The sequence below is a fragment of the Lentimicrobium sp. S6 genome, assembly GCF_013166635.1.
In the GTDB taxonomy this organism is placed as follows: domain Bacteria; phylum Bacteroidota; class Bacteroidia; order Bacteroidales; family UBA12170; genus UBA12170.
On the sequence record NZ_JABKBZ010000005.1, the window covers coordinates 69,803 to 89,529 of the forward strand.

12 protein-coding genes are annotated in these 19,727 nt (G+C 35.1%); 5 read left to right on the forward strand and 7 right to left on the reverse strand.

From position 1 onward, the window contains the following. Positions 1–110: 110 nt before the first annotated feature. Positions 111–2,435, forward strand: a complete 2,325-nt coding sequence (locus tag HNS40_RS03495; protein ID WP_172277703.1) for a TonB-dependent receptor — start codon at positions 111–113, stop codon at positions 2,433–2,435. Positions 2,436–2,439: 4 nt separating this feature from the next. Then, positions 2,440–3,312: a DUF4249 domain-containing protein gene (locus tag HNS40_RS03500; protein WP_172277705.1), complete on the forward strand. Its 873-nt coding sequence runs from the start codon at positions 2,440–2,442 to the stop codon at positions 3,310–3,312. Between the two features lie 205 nt (positions 3,313–3,517). Here HNS40_RS03500 and HNS40_RS03505 read toward each other — a convergent pair whose 3' ends face one another. Further along, positions 3,518–5,356 carry a YgiQ family radical SAM protein gene (locus HNS40_RS03505; RefSeq protein ID WP_172277707.1) on the reverse strand — a complete coding sequence of 613 codons (1,839 nt, stop codon included), beginning with the start codon at positions 5,354–5,356 and terminating at the stop codon, positions 3,518–3,520. 191 nt (positions 5,357–5,547) lie between these two features. Further along, positions 5,548–6,606: an alpha/beta hydrolase gene (locus HNS40_RS03510; RefSeq protein WP_172277709.1), complete on the reverse strand. Its 1,059-nt coding sequence runs from the start codon at positions 6,604–6,606 to the stop codon at positions 5,548–5,550. A gap of 178 nt (positions 6,607–6,784) precedes the next feature. Here HNS40_RS03510 and HNS40_RS03515 point away from each other — a divergent pair, with 178 nt between their 5' ends. Next, positions 6,785–10,192 (forward strand): discoidin domain-containing protein, encoded by a 3,408-nt coding sequence (locus HNS40_RS03515; RefSeq protein WP_172277711.1) that lies wholly within the window; start codon positions 6,785–6,787, stop codon positions 10,190–10,192. 51 nt (positions 10,193–10,243) lie between these two features. Here the strand turns inward: HNS40_RS03515 and HNS40_RS03520 are convergent, their stop codons facing one another. The 5 genes from HNS40_RS03520 to HNS40_RS03540 are packed head-to-tail and all read right to left on the reverse strand — an operon-like array spanning position 10,244 to position 17,633. Further along, positions 10,244–11,845, reverse strand: coding sequence for a hypothetical protein (locus HNS40_RS03520; protein WP_172277713.1), 1,602 nt, complete (start codon positions 11,843–11,845; stop codon positions 10,244–10,246). Positions 11,846–11,850: 5 nt separating this feature from the next. Then, positions 11,851–12,999: a DUF4249 domain-containing protein gene (locus HNS40_RS03525; RefSeq protein WP_216664151.1), complete on the reverse strand. Its 1,149-nt coding sequence runs from the start codon at positions 12,997–12,999 to the stop codon at positions 11,851–11,853. A 47-nt stretch (positions 13,000–13,046) separates the two neighbouring features. Continuing rightward, positions 13,047–14,165: a DUF4249 domain-containing protein gene (locus HNS40_RS03530; RefSeq protein WP_172277735.1), complete on the reverse strand. Its 1,119-nt coding sequence runs from the start codon at positions 14,163–14,165 to the stop codon at positions 13,047–13,049. 19 nt (positions 14,166–14,184) lie between these two features. Continuing rightward, complete coding sequence (locus tag HNS40_RS03535; RefSeq protein ID WP_172277737.1) at positions 14,185–16,944, reverse strand: TonB-dependent receptor; 2,760 nt, start codon at positions 16,942–16,944, stop codon at positions 14,185–14,187. Beyond that, a complete protein-coding gene (locus HNS40_RS03540; protein ID WP_172277739.1) occupies positions 16,941–17,633 on the reverse strand; it encodes a hypothetical protein in 693 nt (230 codons plus the stop codon). The genes HNS40_RS03535 and HNS40_RS03540 overlap by 4 nt, the downstream gene beginning before the upstream one ends. Positions 17,634–18,235: 602 nt before the next feature. Between HNS40_RS03540 and HNS40_RS03545 the strand changes: the two genes are divergently transcribed. Continuing rightward, positions 18,236–18,727, forward strand: a complete 492-nt coding sequence (locus HNS40_RS03545; protein ID WP_172277740.1) for a hypothetical protein — start codon at positions 18,236–18,238, stop codon at positions 18,725–18,727. Between the two features lie 44 nt (positions 18,728–18,771). Beyond that, entirely contained in the window at positions 18,772–19,719 is a 948-nt protein-coding gene (locus HNS40_RS03550) for a DUF3137 domain-containing protein (RefSeq protein WP_172277741.1), read from the forward strand. The last annotated feature ends 8 nt before the right edge of the window (positions 19,720–19,727 follow it).

Sequence of the window (19,727 nt, forward strand, 5' to 3'; positions counted from 1 at the left end):
TCTGTTATTAATCCTGTAATTAACAAACATTTTAAATTTGTTTTTGTCTCAAATGATAACTTTGCGCGTCATAGGGATATGGAAATAAAAAGCTTATAAAAAAATAACGCATGAGAAAGTATTTGATCCTCCTTGGTATTCTATTAATGGCATTTCAGCTTTCTGCTCAAAAATTTACCATCAGTGGTAAAGTGAAAGATGCTGCCAATGGTGAAGAACTAATAGGAGCCACTATATTTATTAAAGGCCTAAAAACAGGAACGGTGACCAATGAATATGGTTATTTTTCTTTGAGTCTTGATAAAGACGATTACGAGATAGAAATCAATTATCTGGGTTTTGAAGCCATTCTTCAGAAAGTAGTTTTAGATAAAGACCATTACTTTACTTTTGAATTAGCAGAATCCTCTTCCGATTTGCAAGAAGTGGAAGTAACAGGTGAAAGAATAGATCGCAATGTCAAAAGCAACGAAATGAGCAATGTGAAGCTCCAATCCAAAACCATTAAAAAAATCCCTGCCTTTATGGGAGAAGTGGATTTGGTGAAAGTGATACAATTGCTTCCTGGTGTTCAAAGCACATCCGAAGGATCCTCAGGATTTAGTGTGAGAGGAGGTTCTCCTGATCAAAACCTTATTCTATTGGATGAAGCTACCGTTTATAATGCCTCTCACTTAATGGGCTTTTTCTCGGTGTTTAATAATGATGCTATTAAAGATGTGAAAATCTATAAAGGCGATATTCCAGCTGCACATGGTGGGAGACTATCATCCCTTTTAGATGTGAGAATGCGAGATGGTAATAGTAAGAAAATATCTGTCACTGGTGGAATTGGTAGTGTTTCGAGTCGATTGACTATAGAAGGGCCTATAGTGAAAGACAAGACTACTTTCCTAGTTTCTGGACGAAGAACCTATGCCGACCTTTTTCTTAGACTCAGCTCTAATGAAGACCTTAAAAACAATATCCTTAACTTTTATGATTTAAATGCTAAGGTGAATCATACCTTCAATAAGAAGAATCGGTTATATCTTTCTTTCTATATGGGTCAGGATAAATTCGCCAACGATTTTGCAAAATTATATTTCGGAAATAGAACTTCCACCATACGTTGGAATCATTTATTTAGTGATAAACTCTTCTTTAATTTCACTTTCACCAATAGTGTGTATAATTATAATTTGGGAACTCCAGAAGGCAACCCCAATGCTTTCGATTGGAAAAGTAGAATGACAGATTATGGGGTAAGAGGAGATTTTACCTATTTCTTGAATCCTCAAAATACTGTAAAATTTGGCTTAGAAGGCACCTATCATATTTTTGAACCTGGTAGTGCTAAAGGATTGGGTGAGGAGGCTTTGTTTACTGAATTTGTTCAACCCAAGAATTATGCGCTGGATTATGCATTCTATATCTCTAATGAACAGAAGATTGGCGAGAGAATACAGTTGAAATATGGATTGAGACTCTCTGTTTTTCAGAATATTGGTCCTGGAACTATTTATAATTTTGATGATAATTATGATAAAATCGATTCTACAGTTTATCCTAAAGGAGAAATATTTAATACCTATATGGGTTTAGAACCACGCTTCGGAATTTCTTATTTGCTCAACGATTATTCCAGTATAAAAGTCAATTATTCCCGTACTCGTCAATCTATGCAATTGGCACAAAATTCCACAGCCGGAACTCCTTTGGATATTTGGTTTCCTGCTTCACCTAATGTGAAACCTCAAATTGCTGATCAAGTGGCATTGGGGTATTTTAGAAATTTCAATGAAAATGCAGTTGAAACCAGCGTGGAGGTTTATTATAAAAACATGAAAAATGCCATCGATTTTAAAGACTTTGCTGAAGTCTTATTAAACGAGCAACTGGAAGGTGAACTGAGATTTGGGAAAGCCTGGAGTTATGGAATTGAATTTCTCATCAGAAAAAATGTAGGTAAGTTAACGGGTTGGATAAGTTATACCTATAGCAAGACTGAGCGTAGATTTGAAGATATTAATAGAGGAAATGTATATCCCGCTCCTTATGATAAACCCCATGATGTTTCTATTGTAATGAGTTATGGGCTTAACGAGAGATTGGATTTATCAGCCAATTGGGTTTATGCCACCGGACAACCAGCAACATTTCCAACCGGAAGAGCCCATTATGGAAATACAATAGTCCCTATTTATTCTGATAGAAATGCCTATAGAATGCGAGATTATCACCGTCTAGATGTTTCTGCCACATGGAGGAAGAAGCAAAAGGAAGGTTCCAAGTTTGATTGGGATATTAACCTTTCTGTTTATAATGCCTATGCTCGACATAATACTTGGTCAATCAACTTTATTCAAGATGAAAATGATCCCAATGTGACCTATGCAGAACAGACTTATCTCTTTAGTATTATTCCAGCATTGACCTTTAATTTCAAATTTTAAGACCATGAAAACAATATATATATACCTATTATTCGTTGCGCTAGCTCTTGGTATGATTAGCTGTACAGAACGTATCGATATTGAGTTAGATGAAACTTTTGCTCGATTGATAGTGGAAGCAAATTTGACTAATGATACTATGGCTCATTCCGTTTATTTATCAGAAACTTCTTCTTATTATTATAATCAGCCAGCGCCAAAAGTAAGTGGTGCACAAGTCAGGTTTATTGATGATTTGGGAAATGCAGTAGAGTTGAGTGAAACAGAAGCTGGAACCTATCAAACACCTGATGATTATTATGGAGTGATTGGAAGAACCTATGAACTCAGAATTGATTTGGAAGATGAAATCGGAGGATCGAAAATATATGAAGCCAGCTCCAAGTTAGTAGATGTAGGGGCCATGGATTCTATCCGTATGGAGTTTAATAGTCGATTTGGTAATGATGGTTTTTGGATAGTCAAACTTTATGCTTTGGATCCTGGAGGAATCGAAAACTTCTATATTTTCAATGTCTACAAGAATAACGAGTTAATGACCGATACGCTAAATAAAGTTTCTTTTACCGACGATAAGCTCTTCGATGGAAACTATACCTATGGAATCGGTATTTCCTATTTCAACAATTCTTATGACAACCAAAGCTTTGAAATGGGCGATACAGTGGTGCTGCAAATGGGTGGAATTACAAAGCCTCACTATACTTTTTTAGCTAATATGTCGGAAGCCACTTCCTTTCAAAATCCTCTATTTGGAGGACCTCCAGCCAATGTTGTGGGCAATATCAGCGGTAGTGGGTTTGGGTATTTTGCTGCTTATAGTAGTACTTATGGTTCCTTGATTATTTCAGAAAAGACCGTTGATTTTACAGAGTAATGATGTTTACATATCCGTTTTACTCTGGCTTTAAACAGAGTCTGATTCCTAGGGCTTTAAAATGAAATATTCATGTCTTCAAAAGAACTTACTGAACCATATTTAGGAGATTAGATTTTTTGCTCCCTTCAAGTAAGAGGCAAACAAAAAATCACATAAGATGATTGAGGTTTTAATCGAAGATAACGAGGTGTTGTTATAATAACTATTTAGATTTCTTAGTCATCAACTTCTTCAATATAGCAGGCTGATCCTTCAATACCTTTTTCATCCAAGCAAAGTTTTCCGACTTATACCAAAAGAAGAAACGATGTTGTTCTTGTTTCTCGTTTTTTGATTTGGCAGTAAAAGTTTTCTCCAGAGTATAAGGATGGTAGCCAGAATAGTAGATTACTGTTGCTACGGTCATAGGGGTTGGAGTAAAGTCCTGAACCTGCTCCAACCGGAATCCCATATCTTTGGTTTCAGCTGCTAAATTCGCCATGTCCTTATGCTTAGATCCTGGGTGAGAGGAAATAAAGTAGGGGATAAGCTGCAAGTTGAGTTTTAACTTCTCATTTATCTTATTGAAGTTACTGGTGAACTTCTTGAAATTCTCAAAAGGAGGCTTTCTCATAATATGCAAAGTATCATCGCTAGTATGCTCTGGTGCTACTTTTAAACGGCCACTGACGTGTCTGGTTAAAACTTGTTCTAGATACTCATTTAACTCTCCTTCATCGCCTTGCTTATTGCGATCTTTTACCAATAAATCGTAACGAATTCCACTGCCAATAAATGCTTTCTTAATATTAGGATTGGCATCTACAGAACGATAAATATCCAATAGGGGTTGATGTGATGTATCTAAGTTTTTACAAACATTTGGATGGATACAGCTCGGGCGAACGCATTTTCCACAAATGCTTTGGTCAATACCTTTCATACGATACATATTGGCACTTGGTCCACCCAAATCACTCAAATAACCTTTAAAATCTGGCATCTGAGTTACCTGTTCAACCTCCTCTAAAATGGATTTTTTAGAACGGCTGGCAATAAACTTTCCTTGATGTGCAGAAATGGTACAAAAACTACATCCTCCAAAACATCCTCTATGCATATTAATAGAGAATTTAATCATTTCAAAAGCAGGAATATCACCACGCTTTTTATATTTAGGATGAGGCAGTCGAGTATAAGGAAGGTCGAAAGAACGATCTATTTCCTTTTCGCTCATGGTAGGAAAAGGAGGATTCACTAAAACCATTTGATTACCTACTTTTTGTAGCAATCTTTTGGCCTTCATTTTATTGGATTCCTGCTCAATATGTTTAAAATTGGCAGCAAATTTCAACTTGTCTTTCAAACACTCTTCATGCGAGGTGAGCTCAAAATCTTCCCACTTTTTATTCACCGGAATCTTCTCGTTCTCAGCAATCAAAACTGAAGTCTGAGGAATGGTTTTAATGGATGAAAATGGAACCCCTCTATCTAAAAGTCTGATTAACTCCATGAGTGGCATTTCGCCCATACCATAAACCAATAAATCGGCACCTGTTTCAACCAATATAGATGGTTGAAGCTTATCACTCCAATAATCGTAATGGGTAACACGGCGAAGAGAAGAACCTACTCCTCCAAGAACTACAGGAACATCAGGATACAATTTTTTCAAAGCTTTGGTATAGGTTACCGAGGCATAATCCGGACGAAAGCTATGGGCACCACCTGGTGTAAAAGCATCATTACTTCTGAGTCTTTTGTTTGCGGTGTAATGATTTACCATAGAATCCATATTGCCATCAGTTACGCCAAAGAAAAGTCTAGGTGCTCCAAACTTTTGAAAGTCGCGTAAATCGTCTTGCCAATTGGGTTGAGGAACGATTCCTATACGAAATCCCTCGGCTTCAATAAGTCGTCCAATAACAGCTGCTCCAAAACTGGGATGATCCACATAGGCATCTCCGGTGATGAGGATAACATCTAATTCTTCCCAGCCGCGCTGCAACATTTCTTTTTTGGTGATGGGTAACCAATCTGTAATCTTAGGTTCTTGATACATAGTTTGCAAAGATAATGGGAAAAATACAATGGGAATCTAAATTGTTAAAATTGGATATGATTTAACGAATTGGGGATGGTTTATTGGAAAAGGGGAGCACTATTCTCCTGAATTGTTGCTTTATAATCTTTAATCGTAGTTCAGGTATTCTTTCGTTTGAAGCTTTAATTAACGCAGCTCAGAGAGCTACGCTACTGGTCTTTTAAAAAATCATAAACATCACCATCCGCTCTCTTCTTAATATAAGGTATTTGAGTAAAATTGGAGGAGATTCCATGGAATATATCATAATAGAAATCATAAACACTTGGGTATTTAGCTGGAGATTTGCCAATAAAATAAGTATGAGCAGCGCCAGGAGGAAGTGTGAATTTCACGATATCTGAAAAATTAATATAAGTGGCATTTTTTGCCAATGGATAGAATGCTGTTTCTCCAAGTTGATAAGATTCTTTGGTGAAGATACGAATGCCATTCAGGTTTACATCATTGATATTTGAGTTGATGATGATTCTTTCTTGAAGATTGAAATTTTCTACCCATTGAGTATGGTTTTTTTCTTCCACCGCAGCAGCATTGATGATACTATACTTAAAAATGGGCTCCTGATTTGCAAATGCAGAATCCTCTAGTGCCAAATTCTTAGGGTATTGATTGCCAATGCTATGATAAATTGCAGATAAAGAGTGCGTTTCGAAACCTTTGTTCTCTTTTCTAAAAGTTCGCATCAGGCTCAAAATATATTTATAATGAACCATAGATTTTGAAACATTGGGTCTCATAGTTTTTAAGTTTTCCCCTGGACTGATATTAGGATTTCTGCTGGGCCAACTGAATACTATTACATTCACTTTTTGATAATGTTGAACATCATAACCTCTATGTACTGCATTATTAAAGGTCTTTCCAGCGCCATGAATAAAAAGCAACCAATCATCTTCTATAGCCGATATCTCGTTGATAAATTGGCTAGAATCCATTAAGGTATAATGAATAGAATCGGCAGTGATAAACTCTCCCTTGAAGAAATAGGGGATGCTGTCCTTACTTAATTCATAGTTGGAATAAACCTCATTATTAATCATTGTAGTATCATGATTAGAAATGATATAGATGGTAGAGCCTTTACTGATTTCATTAGAATAAAGAAACCCTGTTGGCTGAGCCATAGCGTTTGTTGTAATTAGAATGAAACTAAAAAGGACTATACTTATATATATTGAAATTTGTACTTTTATATAGGAATTCATGCGTATGTGTTTAGTGAAGCAAAAGTAGGGAATGACATTATAAACACTTAGTCATAGGTAGTTAATAATATGCTAATTAGGATTTCTTAAGAAAACAAGGTGATTGAAAATCACAAGGGCTTAAATTAAATTAGATCTAGCGTGAAGACTAATAAAACTTCTTTGTTATGTTTGCAATATGAAAAAACAAATCCATTATTCTTTAGCTGTTCTAATTATTCTTATTAGTTTTAATCTTAAGGCCCAAGATCATTATACCATTTATGATGATTATCCAGGAATGATAAAAACCTATAAGCCTGCTTATCAGGATGAGTATCCAGAATGGGCTAAGATGTTATATCAGGAGCCTGTTAATTATAATGAGGTATTAAAAGCATATTCAGACTATTTGCAAAATAATGAAGTAGCGAAATCACCCATTTTACGCTATTTTAAAATTTGGAAAAGAAATATAGAGGCTTTTGTTTTGGAGGATGGATATATTCAAATTCCTGATTTGAAGAAATATCAAGAGAATCTTTTGGAAACTCAGGTGGCATCAATTACTCATGCATATAAAACCAACTCAAACTGGAGCTTTTTAGGTCCGAAGGAGACCTTTTGGTTAAACGAGAATGGATCTTCAACAGCACCCTCCTCTTGTCCTTGGCAAGTGAATGTGTATTGCTTTGATGTTTCGGCATCTAATCCCGAAATATTATATTGTGGAACTGAGACCGGTTTTGTAAATAAGTCCATAGACAATGGATTAACATGGGAACAGATTGGCTTGAATTATGTTTTTGGCAGTGGGATATCTGCCTTAAGTATAGATCCCGAAAATGAAGAGATAGTTTATGTATGTGCTGAAAGCCAAGTACACAAAACAGTGGATGGTGGATTGACTTGGATTCCTTTATTAGGTCAAGACGAGTATTTTCACACTAATAATATGGAGATTGACCCGAATAATCCTGAAAAACTGATACTTGGAACTTCTAATGGTATTGTTATCTCCAATGATGGAGGTGAAAGCTTTGAGAATGTGTTTTATGGTCCTAATGTTTATGATGTACAAATTAAGACTGATGATTCAAACGTCATTTATGCCATATCATGGAATAATTGGAATTTTGCTATTCTAAAATCAACTGATGCAGGTGGGAGCTTTGATTACGATTCTCAATTTCCAAGTGGAATAAATGATGCTAGTGGAGGACTGTTAGCTTCATCACCAGCGAATCCAGACTTATTATTAGCTATATTGCTAAGCACTGATAATACACCTTATTTATATCAATCTGACATGAGTATTGGAGATTGGAGCTTATTAGCAGAAGGAAATACCAGCCAATTACCAATGAATAATGGGCAAGGTTTTTTCGATTTAGTATTAGAGATATCTCCAATTGATGAATCCTTGATTTTTGTGGGAACAACAACTTTATATAAATCTTCAAATTCTGGAGGTCAGTTTCATGCCATAGGTGGATATACAGGCTCTTTTCAAATACATCCAGATATTCAGGATATGAAGTTGCTGTCAGATGGTAACACATGGCTAGCTACTGATGGAGGAATGACTTTTACAACCGATAACTTCACCAGTACCAATAATTATTTTTCAAGAACAAATGGAATCATAGGGTCAGATATGTGGGGCTTTCATCAAGGATGGAATGAGGATCTTATTGTTGGAGGAAGGTACCATAATGGAAATACAGCCATGGCCGATTTTTATAATGATAAGTCATTGAGAATGGGAGGTGCTGAATCTCCTACTGGATGGATAATGCCTGGTAAAAGCCGACATGCAGCCTTTAATGATTTGGGTAATGGCTGGATTCTTCCGGAAACTGCTGAAGGAAAACCTGAAGGGCGTTTTATTTTCAGTAAGTATCCTAATATGGATGAATATGGTGGCAGAAGAGGCAATATCGTATTCCATCCCAATTACTATGGAACGGTATTTTTAGGAGAAGGAAATGCTTTTTGGAAAAGCATTGATGGCGGTATAACTTTCGATATGCTTCATGATTTTGGGGGCAGAGTAAAGTTTTTAGACATTAGTTATTCAAATGCTCATGTGATATATGCTGATGTTGTAGGGCAAGGTTTATATAGAAGTTCAGATGATGGATATTCTTGGGAATCAAAACCCAGTTTAACAAGTGGCGATTATGGTAATTCTTATTGGAGAGGGAAAACGCATTTTGCCATTTCTCCAATGAATGAAAACACGATATATGCATGTTTGAGTAATGGGACATGGACAGAAGATATTGGGCAAGTTTTTCGATCAACAGATGGTGGAGATACTTGGATGGATTGGACAGGAGATTTGGATACTTATACCAAGTGTTTGGTGATTCAGCCGGATGAGAACCTACAGGATATTGTTTATTTGTTTACCAATGCTGAAAACGGGCAAGCTGCTAGAGTTTTCAAACGAGGAGAAGATGAAGATACATGGACAGAATTCGACACTGGATATCCTTCAGGAATGAATGTGAATTATGCCATGCCATTTTATAGAGATGCAAAACTAAGAGTTGGTGGTAGTGGAGGTGTTTGGGAATCTCCAATGGAGCAGGAAGAAATGGCCATTTTGGTAAATCCTTGGATAGAAAAGAAATTCTATAATTGTATGTTGGATACCCTGTTTTTTAATGATCATAGTATCATGAATCATGATGGAGCATCCTGGCATTGGGAAATATCACCAGAACCTTTATTTATTGAGGATGCAAATTTAAGAAATCCAAAAGTGATATTAGGGGATACAGGATATTATTCCGTAAGCCTTAGTGTAATAAAAGATGGACAAGAATATAATAAAACAATAACTGATATGGTTTGGGCTGGGGCTTGTTCATCCATTGAAAATTGCGATAATCCAGCAGAATTACCAAAAGGTGATTGGGAGGTTTTTTATGTGGATAGTGAGGAAGAGAACTATCCTGGGTTGGCATCTATGTCCATTGATGGCGATCCATCTACTATTTGGCATACCGAGTGGAGCAGCGGATCGGACCCTTATCCTCATGAAATGATAGTGGATTTTGGTAGTGCATATCAACTCTTTAATTTCACTTATTTACCGAGACAGGATGGGGAAAATGGTAGAATTAAAGATTACACCCTATATATCAGCGATAATGGTTATGAATGGCATGAAATGAGTAATTCTAGTTTTGAAAATTCTGCGGCTCCTCAAACAGTAGTCTTTGAGGAATCTATTAATGGAAGGTTTTTTAAACTCGTAGCACATTCTGAAGTTAATGGAAATGAGTGGGCTTCGGCTGCTGAGTTTTCATTGGTAGGCTGTACTGAATTATTAGGAATATCAAATATGGAATCTATTAATGATTTAAAAGCCTTCCCAATACCCATAACTAATTTGGTGAATATTAATCTGCCCAATATGCAAATCAATGAATACGAAGTGGTATCATTGTCGGGACAAGTATTGATATCTAATGCCCTAAGAACTCAGAATAAAAATCTAACTATTGATATGGAAGGTTTTCAAACTGGAGCTTACATAATAAGGTTAATTTCTCCAAATGGGTTCATATTTAGAGTGAAAGTGATAAAGAATTAAGTTTTATTTAGGTTCAAACAAGGTGTTTTTTGATCTAGACCTTAATTGTGTTTAATTTCCTACTTGAATTTCTTGTGCTTGCCAAGCGTATTCTCCGTTTTCATCTATTCCCTGAATCATAATCAGATATTTCCCTGAAAATAAAGGAGTCTGCAAATGAATATCCGAGAAATCTTTCAGATCTGTTTTCCAATAAATGGTATTGGAGAAGGATTGTTGTGTTTGTAAGTTGGACATGTTAAAGGAGTAAAATAAGTAGTTTAAGTATTGACCCGACTCAGGAAATCTCATATTGCCAAAATCTCCTTTTCGTGTTTTAATATGAATTACCCCACCATATATTTGGTTACCATGAACATATGCCTGATTGATAACTTCAATTTCTTTCACCAACTTAGGATTCATGGCTAGGACTCTATCTGCCTCGTCCACTGGCACCCAATCCACCATCACTAGTGAAGGATAAATGTTTAATTCTGCTTGAGTTCCAATTAAATGTAAGCTCCTCTTACCTTTTTTCTTTTTAATAGTCACCCAACTTGGCAAGTCTGTAAAATATTGTGACATGCTATCCAATGGCACATAAAAATCAAAATCGATGGTTTTAAAAACAGAGCCATAAAAGGCTTTTTTCTTTCTGGTTTTATTTTTTACAATGGGTTTGCTTTCATAGATACTTGCTATTTGTTGTCGTTTAGCCATTTTTAGTAGGATTTCCTTTTCTGCTTTTTCAACTGTGAATTTTGGGGTATTCAAGTTTATTTTTTTAGTGCAGAAATCTTGATCGATTTGAATTTCTACTTTTCCTTCTTCGCTAGAACCCGCAATAAGAAAAAGCTCCTTTTCATTAAAATCTTCTACCAATGCTACGTTAAAATGCCCATCGGCATCACATAAAACCGAGATAAAATCTTTTTCACCAAGAATATGAACATTTAATTGATGAAATGGCGAAACATGGCCATTCACGAGTATTTTTCCACTTAAGCTTAATCCTCTTGTTTCAGCTTCGTATTTCATTTGATAATAATACTCAACTTTTGGTTTTGTTTTGTTAAGTTTGAAGGCTTGACTTCCTGCAGGAATCATGCTCACACTTGGGTTTTTAAATTCAGCCACCGATTTATCTAAATGAATGACTAATGGATCACCGACTGTATATTTAGATTTACTAACCAAAAGGTCTGCATTGGGTTTTAATTTTGATATGGTTTCATGAACTATCAGCGAGTCTTTAATGTCCAAAACCTCCTTTTGGAAAGGGTTAATTACCTTTAAAAGATTGTAATGGTAATCATAAGGACTTCCATTCCGCATCCATTTTGTATAAGTTCTTAGGAAATAATAACCGCTTAACACATCCTCAGGAATAATTAATTTTCCGGAATAAGATTGATCGATAACTGGGAGTTTTGTTTGGTTTATCTTCTGATTTTCTGGGCTGATTAATTCCACATAAACAACTGTGCTTAATAACTCATCTTCATCTGAAATACTGAGGATACCAGAGAAACAGATTTCTTCTCCAGATATATATATAGCTCTATCAGTCCAGGTTTCTGCTTTTTCGGCTGGCAATAAACCTTGTGCATTCACATTAGCGAGTAGTAGTCCTGAAATCACGACAAGGAGATATGTTATTTTGTTTTTCATCATCATTAGTTTGGCCAAAATTCGGGTTTTTGTGTGACACCACCACGCATGGTGCAAAAAATACATTCGTCATTTAATATAGTAGTGGAAGGAAATCCATCCTCAGATAGCAAATATGCGGGATAATCGCGGGGTGAAATTTCAATAAATCCGAATCTTAATGGCTCTGGATAACAGCGATCTGAGTAGTTTAATTCGAATTCAGGTTTCGGTTCTACAAATATCCTTTTTTTGCTAATATTACTGGCTTGAAAAAATCCTAAAACCTCAAAGTCAGGTGAACTTGTATTTCTTATATTTCCTTTTACAGCAAGTGGTTGTGTAGCGTAAAGGCCACCTTGTTCTTCGTTGTTTTGCCTGAGTTGATCCCAGTAAAAGTAGGCTGCTCTGCTTAGTGCCATTTGTTCTATAAGAAGGCTATATAGAATTCCTAATTTGGGTCTTGTATTTTCAATATAATGAAGAGGGAATTTATTGATACTGTTAGAACTAAAGCTTTCGGTGCTTAAGGTGAAAATCTCATCTACCAAATCTGTTCTATAACAAATCATTTCCGAAGAATCTGGAGGGCTTACTTGCTGAATTTCTCCATTATAATAAAACTCAAGAGGATAAACAGAGTGATATTCATAGGTTTCTGTGAGTTTCCAGCGGTAGTATCTGCTATCAGAATTTTCGCCTGTCATATTGGTGTAAAACTGGACTCCCATTAACCAGCCTTCTGGGTAATCAATATGGTGTTGTTCCACTTCATAATATACTTCCCCAATAGCTGGACCTTTTGGAATATAGTCGTAGTCGGACTCCAAGACTATACCACCTACGATAGTTACTTTTATTTTATAACCCCTTCCAATGACCAATTCATCGCTTGTCATCCAGACTTTGTAAGTCCCATCCCCAGTGTTAATTAAATCGAAAATATTGTTTTCATCGTCAATGATTTTTACTTCACAAAAATCGACAGGAATAAAATGAGGCTCCTTAACTGAAGAGGTGATACTAACATTTACCTCTTGCCAACCTTCCTGGTTACTCACCATCCCTTGGACTACATATTTTTCTATTGAGGACGCTTTTAATGCTGGATTATAAGGCTTTATGCAGGTCCATAAACCCAATAGAATAATTAATGAAAGGATAATGTTCATCATTTTTCGGGATGAAAATAAAAGAGTAATATGTTTCATTAATTTCAATTTCATGGCCAGAAAATTGGTTTTTCAGTTTTACCACCTCGTAGAGTGCAATCTACGCATTCATCATTCATTAATACTGGAATCCAAACCCCTCTATCTTCCATTAGCCAAGCAGGATACATATTAGGTGTTATTTCGATCAATCCTTTTCTCATCAAGGCAGGAGAGCATTTATTAGAATAATCCAGTTCTAAATCGTTTAAAGGTTCAGTAAATATTCTTTTACTGGTTTCGGAACTAGCTTGGAAAAATCCTAATACTTCCAAGTGAGGATTTGTTGTATTTACGATATTCCCTTTAATAGCTAGGGGTTGAGAAGCATAGAGACCTTCTCCAATGGTATTGTTGATTCTCAATTGGTCCCAGTATTGATAGGCAGCCTCACTCAACGCAATTTGTTTAAGCATAAAACTATAAAGAACCGATAATCGTTCTGAGGTATTACTTACATAGTGTAATGGGAGGTTGGAATATTCATTCTCGCTTAAACTTTGGGTAGAAAGTGTAAATATTTCATCAACAACTCTAGTGGTCCAGCAATAAAATTCGGAATAATCTGGTGGAAAGATATGGTTGACCACCCCATCATAGTAAAACTCTTTGGGGTAAGCAGAGTGAAACTCCCAAGTCTCGGTGATTTGCCATCTATAAAATCGGCTTTGTTGGCTGCTTGCTTTTAAATGGGTATAATATTGAATTCCTTTTATCCATTCATCGGGTTCGCTAGTGGGCAAGTCTTTTAATTGGAAAAACACACCCTCTATTTCTGGTCCAGAAGGCATCTGGTCAAATGATGATTCCAAAATATCCTCATTGGGTAAAACAATTCTAGTTTTATAAGCTCTACCCACAACCAAGTATTCTTGACTCATCCAAACTCTATATTTGCCCTTTTCATATTCTTCCATGTCAAATTTTTGGTTTTCATCATCAATAATTTCTACTTGGCAACCTCCAACAGGAATATAAGCGGGTTGTGTTAATGCTGATGAAATGGAGATATCTATTTCTTGCCACCCTTCTTGGTTGTTCACCGTACCTTGTACCACATATTTTTGTAAGGCATTATCCTTGAAATTGGGATCGTATTTTTTGATACATGAGGTCAAAATTATGAACAAGATTAGATATATAAGTTGATTAATCCGCATCGAAGTTCCCCAATTTAAATATCCAAGTTGCAGTAAAGATAGGTACGCCAATCACAGCATATTGATAGCTTGAGATTCTGCCCTGTTCTTTGGTGAAATATACAGAATAGGGATTTTCTCTGGAGGTAAGATTATAAACACTGAAGATAAATGAGCTGTGAAGTAGCTTTTTCTTTCTTAAGTTTCCTTCTACAGTTAAAGAGATGTCGGTCCGAAAGTAATCTGGAATTCTATATTCGTTTCGTTTGGAATAGTCGAGATAGGGTTGGCCTTCTATATAATAATAACTAGTTGGGAAAGTAGCAGGCTTACCAGTTTGATAGGTTAAGGAAGTACTAAATATTACTCGTTTACTAATTCGGTAATTGATAATGGCATTAAAAACATGAGGAATATCAAAATTACTAGGGTAAGGGTCGCCTTGATTAATTTGGTTCCACTTTTCCCCGCCATCTACTTGTATCATGGAACGCGAATAGGTATATGCCAACCATCCTCCAAGTTTCTTGCCTGTTCTTTTCACTAATAACTCGATTCCATAACTGGTTTGGTCACCTTGTAAAACAGTAGTTTCAACCAAAGGGCTACTTAGGAAATCGGCTCCATCTTTAAATTCGGTATAGTTTTTAGTGCTTTTATAATACACTTCGGCACTGGCTTCCCATCCTCCTTTAGGAAAGTTTCTAAAAACGCCAAGGGAAACTTGATAGGAGCGACTGGGTTGTAAATGATAATCAGCCAACTTCCACTGAGAATTTGGAGCTACCGTAATGGTATTATTTAGCATAAAAATATTCTGATGCATTTGGTTGAAGCCTAGCTTGATGCTTCCAAACTCATCGGTTTGATAGTTTAAAGAAGCTCTGAATTCTGGGAAATAATACCATTTGATGGCCTTACCACTATCGAAAGTTAATGAATCCGAAATATTTCTCTCATCTCTTGGTCCATTTTCAAAATAGGTATATACTTTTTTAGGACCAAAAGCACTGTATGCGGAAAACCTGAATCCAGCATTGAGTTCCAATAAAGGAGTGATTTGGTATTTATCTGATAAATATAAAGCAGTTTCAAGGCCTTGCTCATTACCCAAATGGATAGGTGATTGTAATGATTGATTACCTGATGGTAATACATCACCTCTTTCCAACCCATACCAAACTCCATTTATTCCAAAATCAAGACTGTTTTTCTCGGTAAATATTTGATGGAAATCGGCTTTTATATCATATTGCCCCACTTTGAATTCATGCTCATAAGCAGCGCTTTCTAGCTGATTGTCGATGGTTTTAAATTGATATTCAGCTCCACTAAGAGAGAAGTCTCCTCTAAGACTAGAATTAAACTGATGACCAAAATTGGCCGATAATCCTTTGTTGGAATACCAATAAGTGTTGATATCGTGAAGCTTAAAATAGTCTTGACTGATATAGCCAAATACATTGATTTGTGTTTTGGGTAAATCGTAGTTAAAGGAAGCGGTTATATCATAAAATGAAGCTTTGCTATTTCTGATGGTATAGTCCTTTACCTGTTTCAAAATCCAATCGGAATATGAAGAACGGCCACTAATGAGGAATGAGGCCGTATCTTTCTTGATAGGGCCTTCTATGGTTAAATTACCTGCGATAGGACTGATACCGCCATGAGCAGTATACCTTTTTTTATTTCCGGATCGCGCATTGATATCAAATATGGAAGAGATTTTTCCTCCATATTGAGCGGGAATATAACCCTTGTAAATGCTGAAATCTTTAATCACATCGGCATTAAATGCTGGGAAGAATCCAAACATGTGAGATGTATTATAAACAGGGATATTATTATAATAAAAGGCATTTTGATCGAAACTTCCTCCTCTTACATTCAGTCCTGCTGCACCTTCTCCTACACTTACAATTCCGGGTAACATTTCTGATACCTTTATGATATCGCTTTCACCCATCATCATGGGAAGTTCTTTGATGTTTTTAACGCTTACTTTTTCCAATCCAGGGTCCTTATCACGAATACTCATTTGCCTATCTCCATAAATCACCACCTCTTTCATGTCGTAATTAGCTTTTTGCATAGGTAGTTGAAAGCTTCCATCGGATATGACTTGTATCTGGCAATTGATTTTCTCCATTCCTAAGCACTCTATTCTAGCATTATACTTACCAGATGGTAATTGCATCTCAAAAAAACCTAGAGCATCTGTAATCCCACCTTTTTTTAGTTCTTCAAAATAAATGGTTGCTCCTTCTACTCCTTTATCGGTTTGGGCATCCCTTACTCGTCCACTCATTTTTACTTTTCTACCCACTATAGGATATTTTGATGTGCCAACTGTGATTTTAATATTATCAGCTTTTCTACCTTTCATAAAGGCGGATGTTGGTTTTTGAACCTCCTCGCTTATGTTTTCCTTGGGAGGAGGATTATAATCAGGAAGTTGGCTTAGCAATTCTTGTTGAGGAAGTATAACTATAAATGACTCATAAATAGATGCTTTATATTCGGTAGAATTTAAAATACTTTCGAAAGCATCTAAAACAGATATCTGAGAATTTGTGATGTTTACTTTGATATTTTTAGTCCATTCTTCTTGATATAAAACCTTATAATGGCTTTGTTGCTCTACTTCTTCAATAAAATTAGGGAATGAGGAGTCTGTCAATTTGATATTCAGCAGTACTTTTTCATTATTTTGGGCGATGATTGGGAGAAAATAAGCCCACAGTCCGATGAGTATAATGAGCTTTTTCATAATTGGTCCAAATATTGAGTGACTAAATACAATTCAGAATCTGTGGCTTTATGGATTTTAATTCTATTGGCCTTTAACCATCGTTTAAATTTCTTTTGATGGATGTCTTTAATATTTTTTATAAGTGATTTATTCTTCACAATTTGTGAAATATCTCCTTGACAAATGAGAACTATTTCTTTTTTTGCATCGGTAAATTGGTAGTCATATACACTGGCTGTGGAGGTGGTTTCTAATTTTTTAAACCAATAAATCTGGAATTGATGATTTCCGTTTCCGATAATTTGATAGATCTTATAGCTTGCACTATCGATTTTACTGATTATAAAATGCTTATGTTCAAGACTGAATTCACTAAGGTGTTCCAGGGGAACCTCAATGAGTTTGATAGCTTTGTTTTGGTCTTGAAACTCTAATAATACCTTTTGTTTGTAAATGTCTAAGTTTAATTTATGGTTTCTAAATAATTGATTTTGAATCCTTATGTCTCCTGTAGTCATGGTTTTGCCGACTAGAAACTGATGATTATTTACTTGGTTGTTATAGAAATCGGAATACACTTTACCATTAAACAAAATAGGGGATAAACCATAAACCACATCTCTTTGGGTTTTTAAATTTTGGGCGGCCAAAAAATGAATTCCCAAAAATAGAAGTACAGCAATATTAATTAGTCTTAATACTTTCATTAGGCTGATTTTTATTGGTTTGGGTTTGTTCCCTCAAAAGTAAGTAATAATTTAATACATTCTTTATCCTGCCCTTTTTTACACGGCTTTTAGCTTAATTTATAATAATATATGCTGGTGTCTTATGTCCTGATGTTTCTTAAGTTGGATTTGTCTGCTTTTAAGAAATAATATTGGAAGGATACATGTTTGTTCTTTTCTGGAAATAATTTTATTTATTTCGACTCACGCCAAGTCTAAGTTCTGAATAATTTTTATAACTGGAATATGGGTATATATTGATACAGCCAATGATGATTGTGAGCCATTTAAATTGGAGGTCATACAAATGAGGTTATGTTTTGGTTTTTAAAGGATACTCCATTCTGTTTCTGGGAGAATAAATAAATTCAAATCTGAAAATATCGCAAGTATCAGAAAACCAATACTAAATGATTTGTCTAATACTAAAGTATGAATAAAAAAAAAGAAGGATTTTATTCAGTTTCATACTTTGTGATGAGTGATTTCTCAAATTTCTCCCTTTCATTTGCATCAACAATTCGAAACAATGAAATTAAAGTCGATATCAATTTTAAATATTTTATCAAAAATTAAAAATCATGAAAAACATTAAACTCTTATTTATCCTATTTATTGGATTAAGCATTATTAGTACTTCTTGTAAAAAAACAGAAGAAGAGACAGCAGAAGAAATCATCGACCAAATTTTAGACATTCATGGCAGTATTAATCTAGATGTAGATGGAACTACTTTTGATAGACTTTTTTCTAGTGTTACCTATTCAGAATCTGACAAAATGGTTGTTTTTTGGGCATATGATAATGATTCGGAAGACAGTTTTATCATAACTTTTGGAGAAGTTCCTGCGGTAGGTGTTACCGGAACAATAGATTATGAAGCTGAAGATGGCCTTGCCTTATTGATTACAGGTAGTTTTATGGATGGAGCAGGTTATTACGCTCAAAGTGGAACTATTAAGAGAAACTCTACAAATGAATATGAAATAGATGTTGTAGTAGCTGAATATACTGGTACTGGTTCTAGTTATACAATTTCAGGAACAGTTGTAGTTGGAAAAACCAATCCTTAAGAAATAATCAATTATTCGTTTTAACGCATATAATCATATAATAATTGAAATCCCCCTTAAATACACATATTGAGTCGAATGTGACTAACACATTGGCTTCAGACCAAGCCCGTATTCTGAAAGGAATACTGGGTTTGGTTATTCTTGTTTTCTTTCTACTCATTGCTTTAGTTGTGGCACTAGACAATAGCAAGCAATTATTAATTGCAGTAGTTCTGCTTTCATTGTCGCTGAGTATCTCTATTAGCCTCCTCGTGTATTTGTCTATTGACTTAAATCAACTTCATCAGAAGAAGTATTACTTTGATTTGATTCTAAAAAATCAACCTCTATTAAAGTATATTGGGAATCAGTATGTTTCAGTTTATGCTTTCTCTGATAGTTTATTATATGATGAGGTAGATTTTTTTTATAAGGGTAGCGATTTACTCAAATCAGAAAACTGGGAAGTTTCTAACTTGAAAGTGAAATGTAGAACAAGAAATACCAATAAAGAAAATAAAGTTTTCAAAGGGTGTTTTTTTAGTTTTAAAAAATCTTTAGCTATCCAAGAACCTATTATCATAAAGCCAAAAATTATTGGCCCTGATGTTACTATTCCAAAGGTTCTGAATCATTTGATGAATCCATATTTCAACCCAAATGCAGATCAAATAGTAACAGGATATTCTGATTTCGATCAATTATTCGATATCTACACTTTAAATGCAAAAGAAACAACTTCGTTCCTATCAGAAGGTAAGATGAAGGATATATTAAGTTTTTACAATAATTTGAAACAAATTGTTGAAAAGCAAAGTTCAAAAAATAAAAACCGTATTTTTAAGCCAAAATTTGATAAACCTCTAAATGCCTTAGAATTATCGTTTCATAAAGATGGAATCTACTTGGCCATTAGAGAGCAAAAGATTTTTTCCTTATTGAAGGAAAGCATGAACACAAAACACCAAAACATTATATTAGATCTAATCAAATATCTTGACAAAATTTAAACAAATAA

Excerpts from the sequence above, each read along its gene's own strand:
- HNS40_RS03495 (WP_172277703.1), top strand. The coding sequence starts at position 111 with ATGAGAAAGTATTTGATCCTCCTTGGTATTCTATTAATGGCATTTCAG.
- HNS40_RS03500 (WP_172277705.1), top strand. The coding sequence starts at position 2,440 with ATGAAAACAATATATATATACCTATTATTCGTTGCGCTAGCTCTTGGT.
- HNS40_RS03505 (WP_172277707.1), bottom strand. The coding sequence starts at position 5,356 with ATGTATCAAGAACCTAAGATTACAGATTGGTTACCCATCACCAAAAAA.
- HNS40_RS03510 (WP_172277709.1), bottom strand. The coding sequence starts at position 6,606 with ATGAATTCCTATATAAAAGTACAAATTTCAATATATATAAGTATAGTC.
- HNS40_RS03515 (WP_172277711.1), top strand. The coding sequence starts at position 6,785 with ATGAAAAAACAAATCCATTATTCTTTAGCTGTTCTAATTATTCTTATT.
- HNS40_RS03520 (WP_172277713.1), bottom strand. The coding sequence starts at position 11,845 with ATGAAAAACAAAATAACATATCTCCTTGTCGTGATTTCAGGACTACTA.
- HNS40_RS03525 (WP_216664151.1), bottom strand. The coding sequence starts at position 12,999 with ATGATGAACATTATCCTTTCATTAATTATTCTATTGGGTTTATGGACC.
- HNS40_RS03535 (WP_172277737.1), bottom strand. The coding sequence starts at position 16,944 with ATGAAAAAGCTCATTATACTCATCGGACTGTGGGCTTATTTTCTCCCA.
- HNS40_RS03540 (WP_172277739.1), bottom strand. The coding sequence starts at position 17,633 with ATGAAAGTATTAAGACTAATTAATATTGCTGTACTTCTATTTTTGGGA.
- HNS40_RS03545 (WP_172277740.1), top strand. The coding sequence starts at position 18,236 with ATGAAAAACATTAAACTCTTATTTATCCTATTTATTGGATTAAGCATT.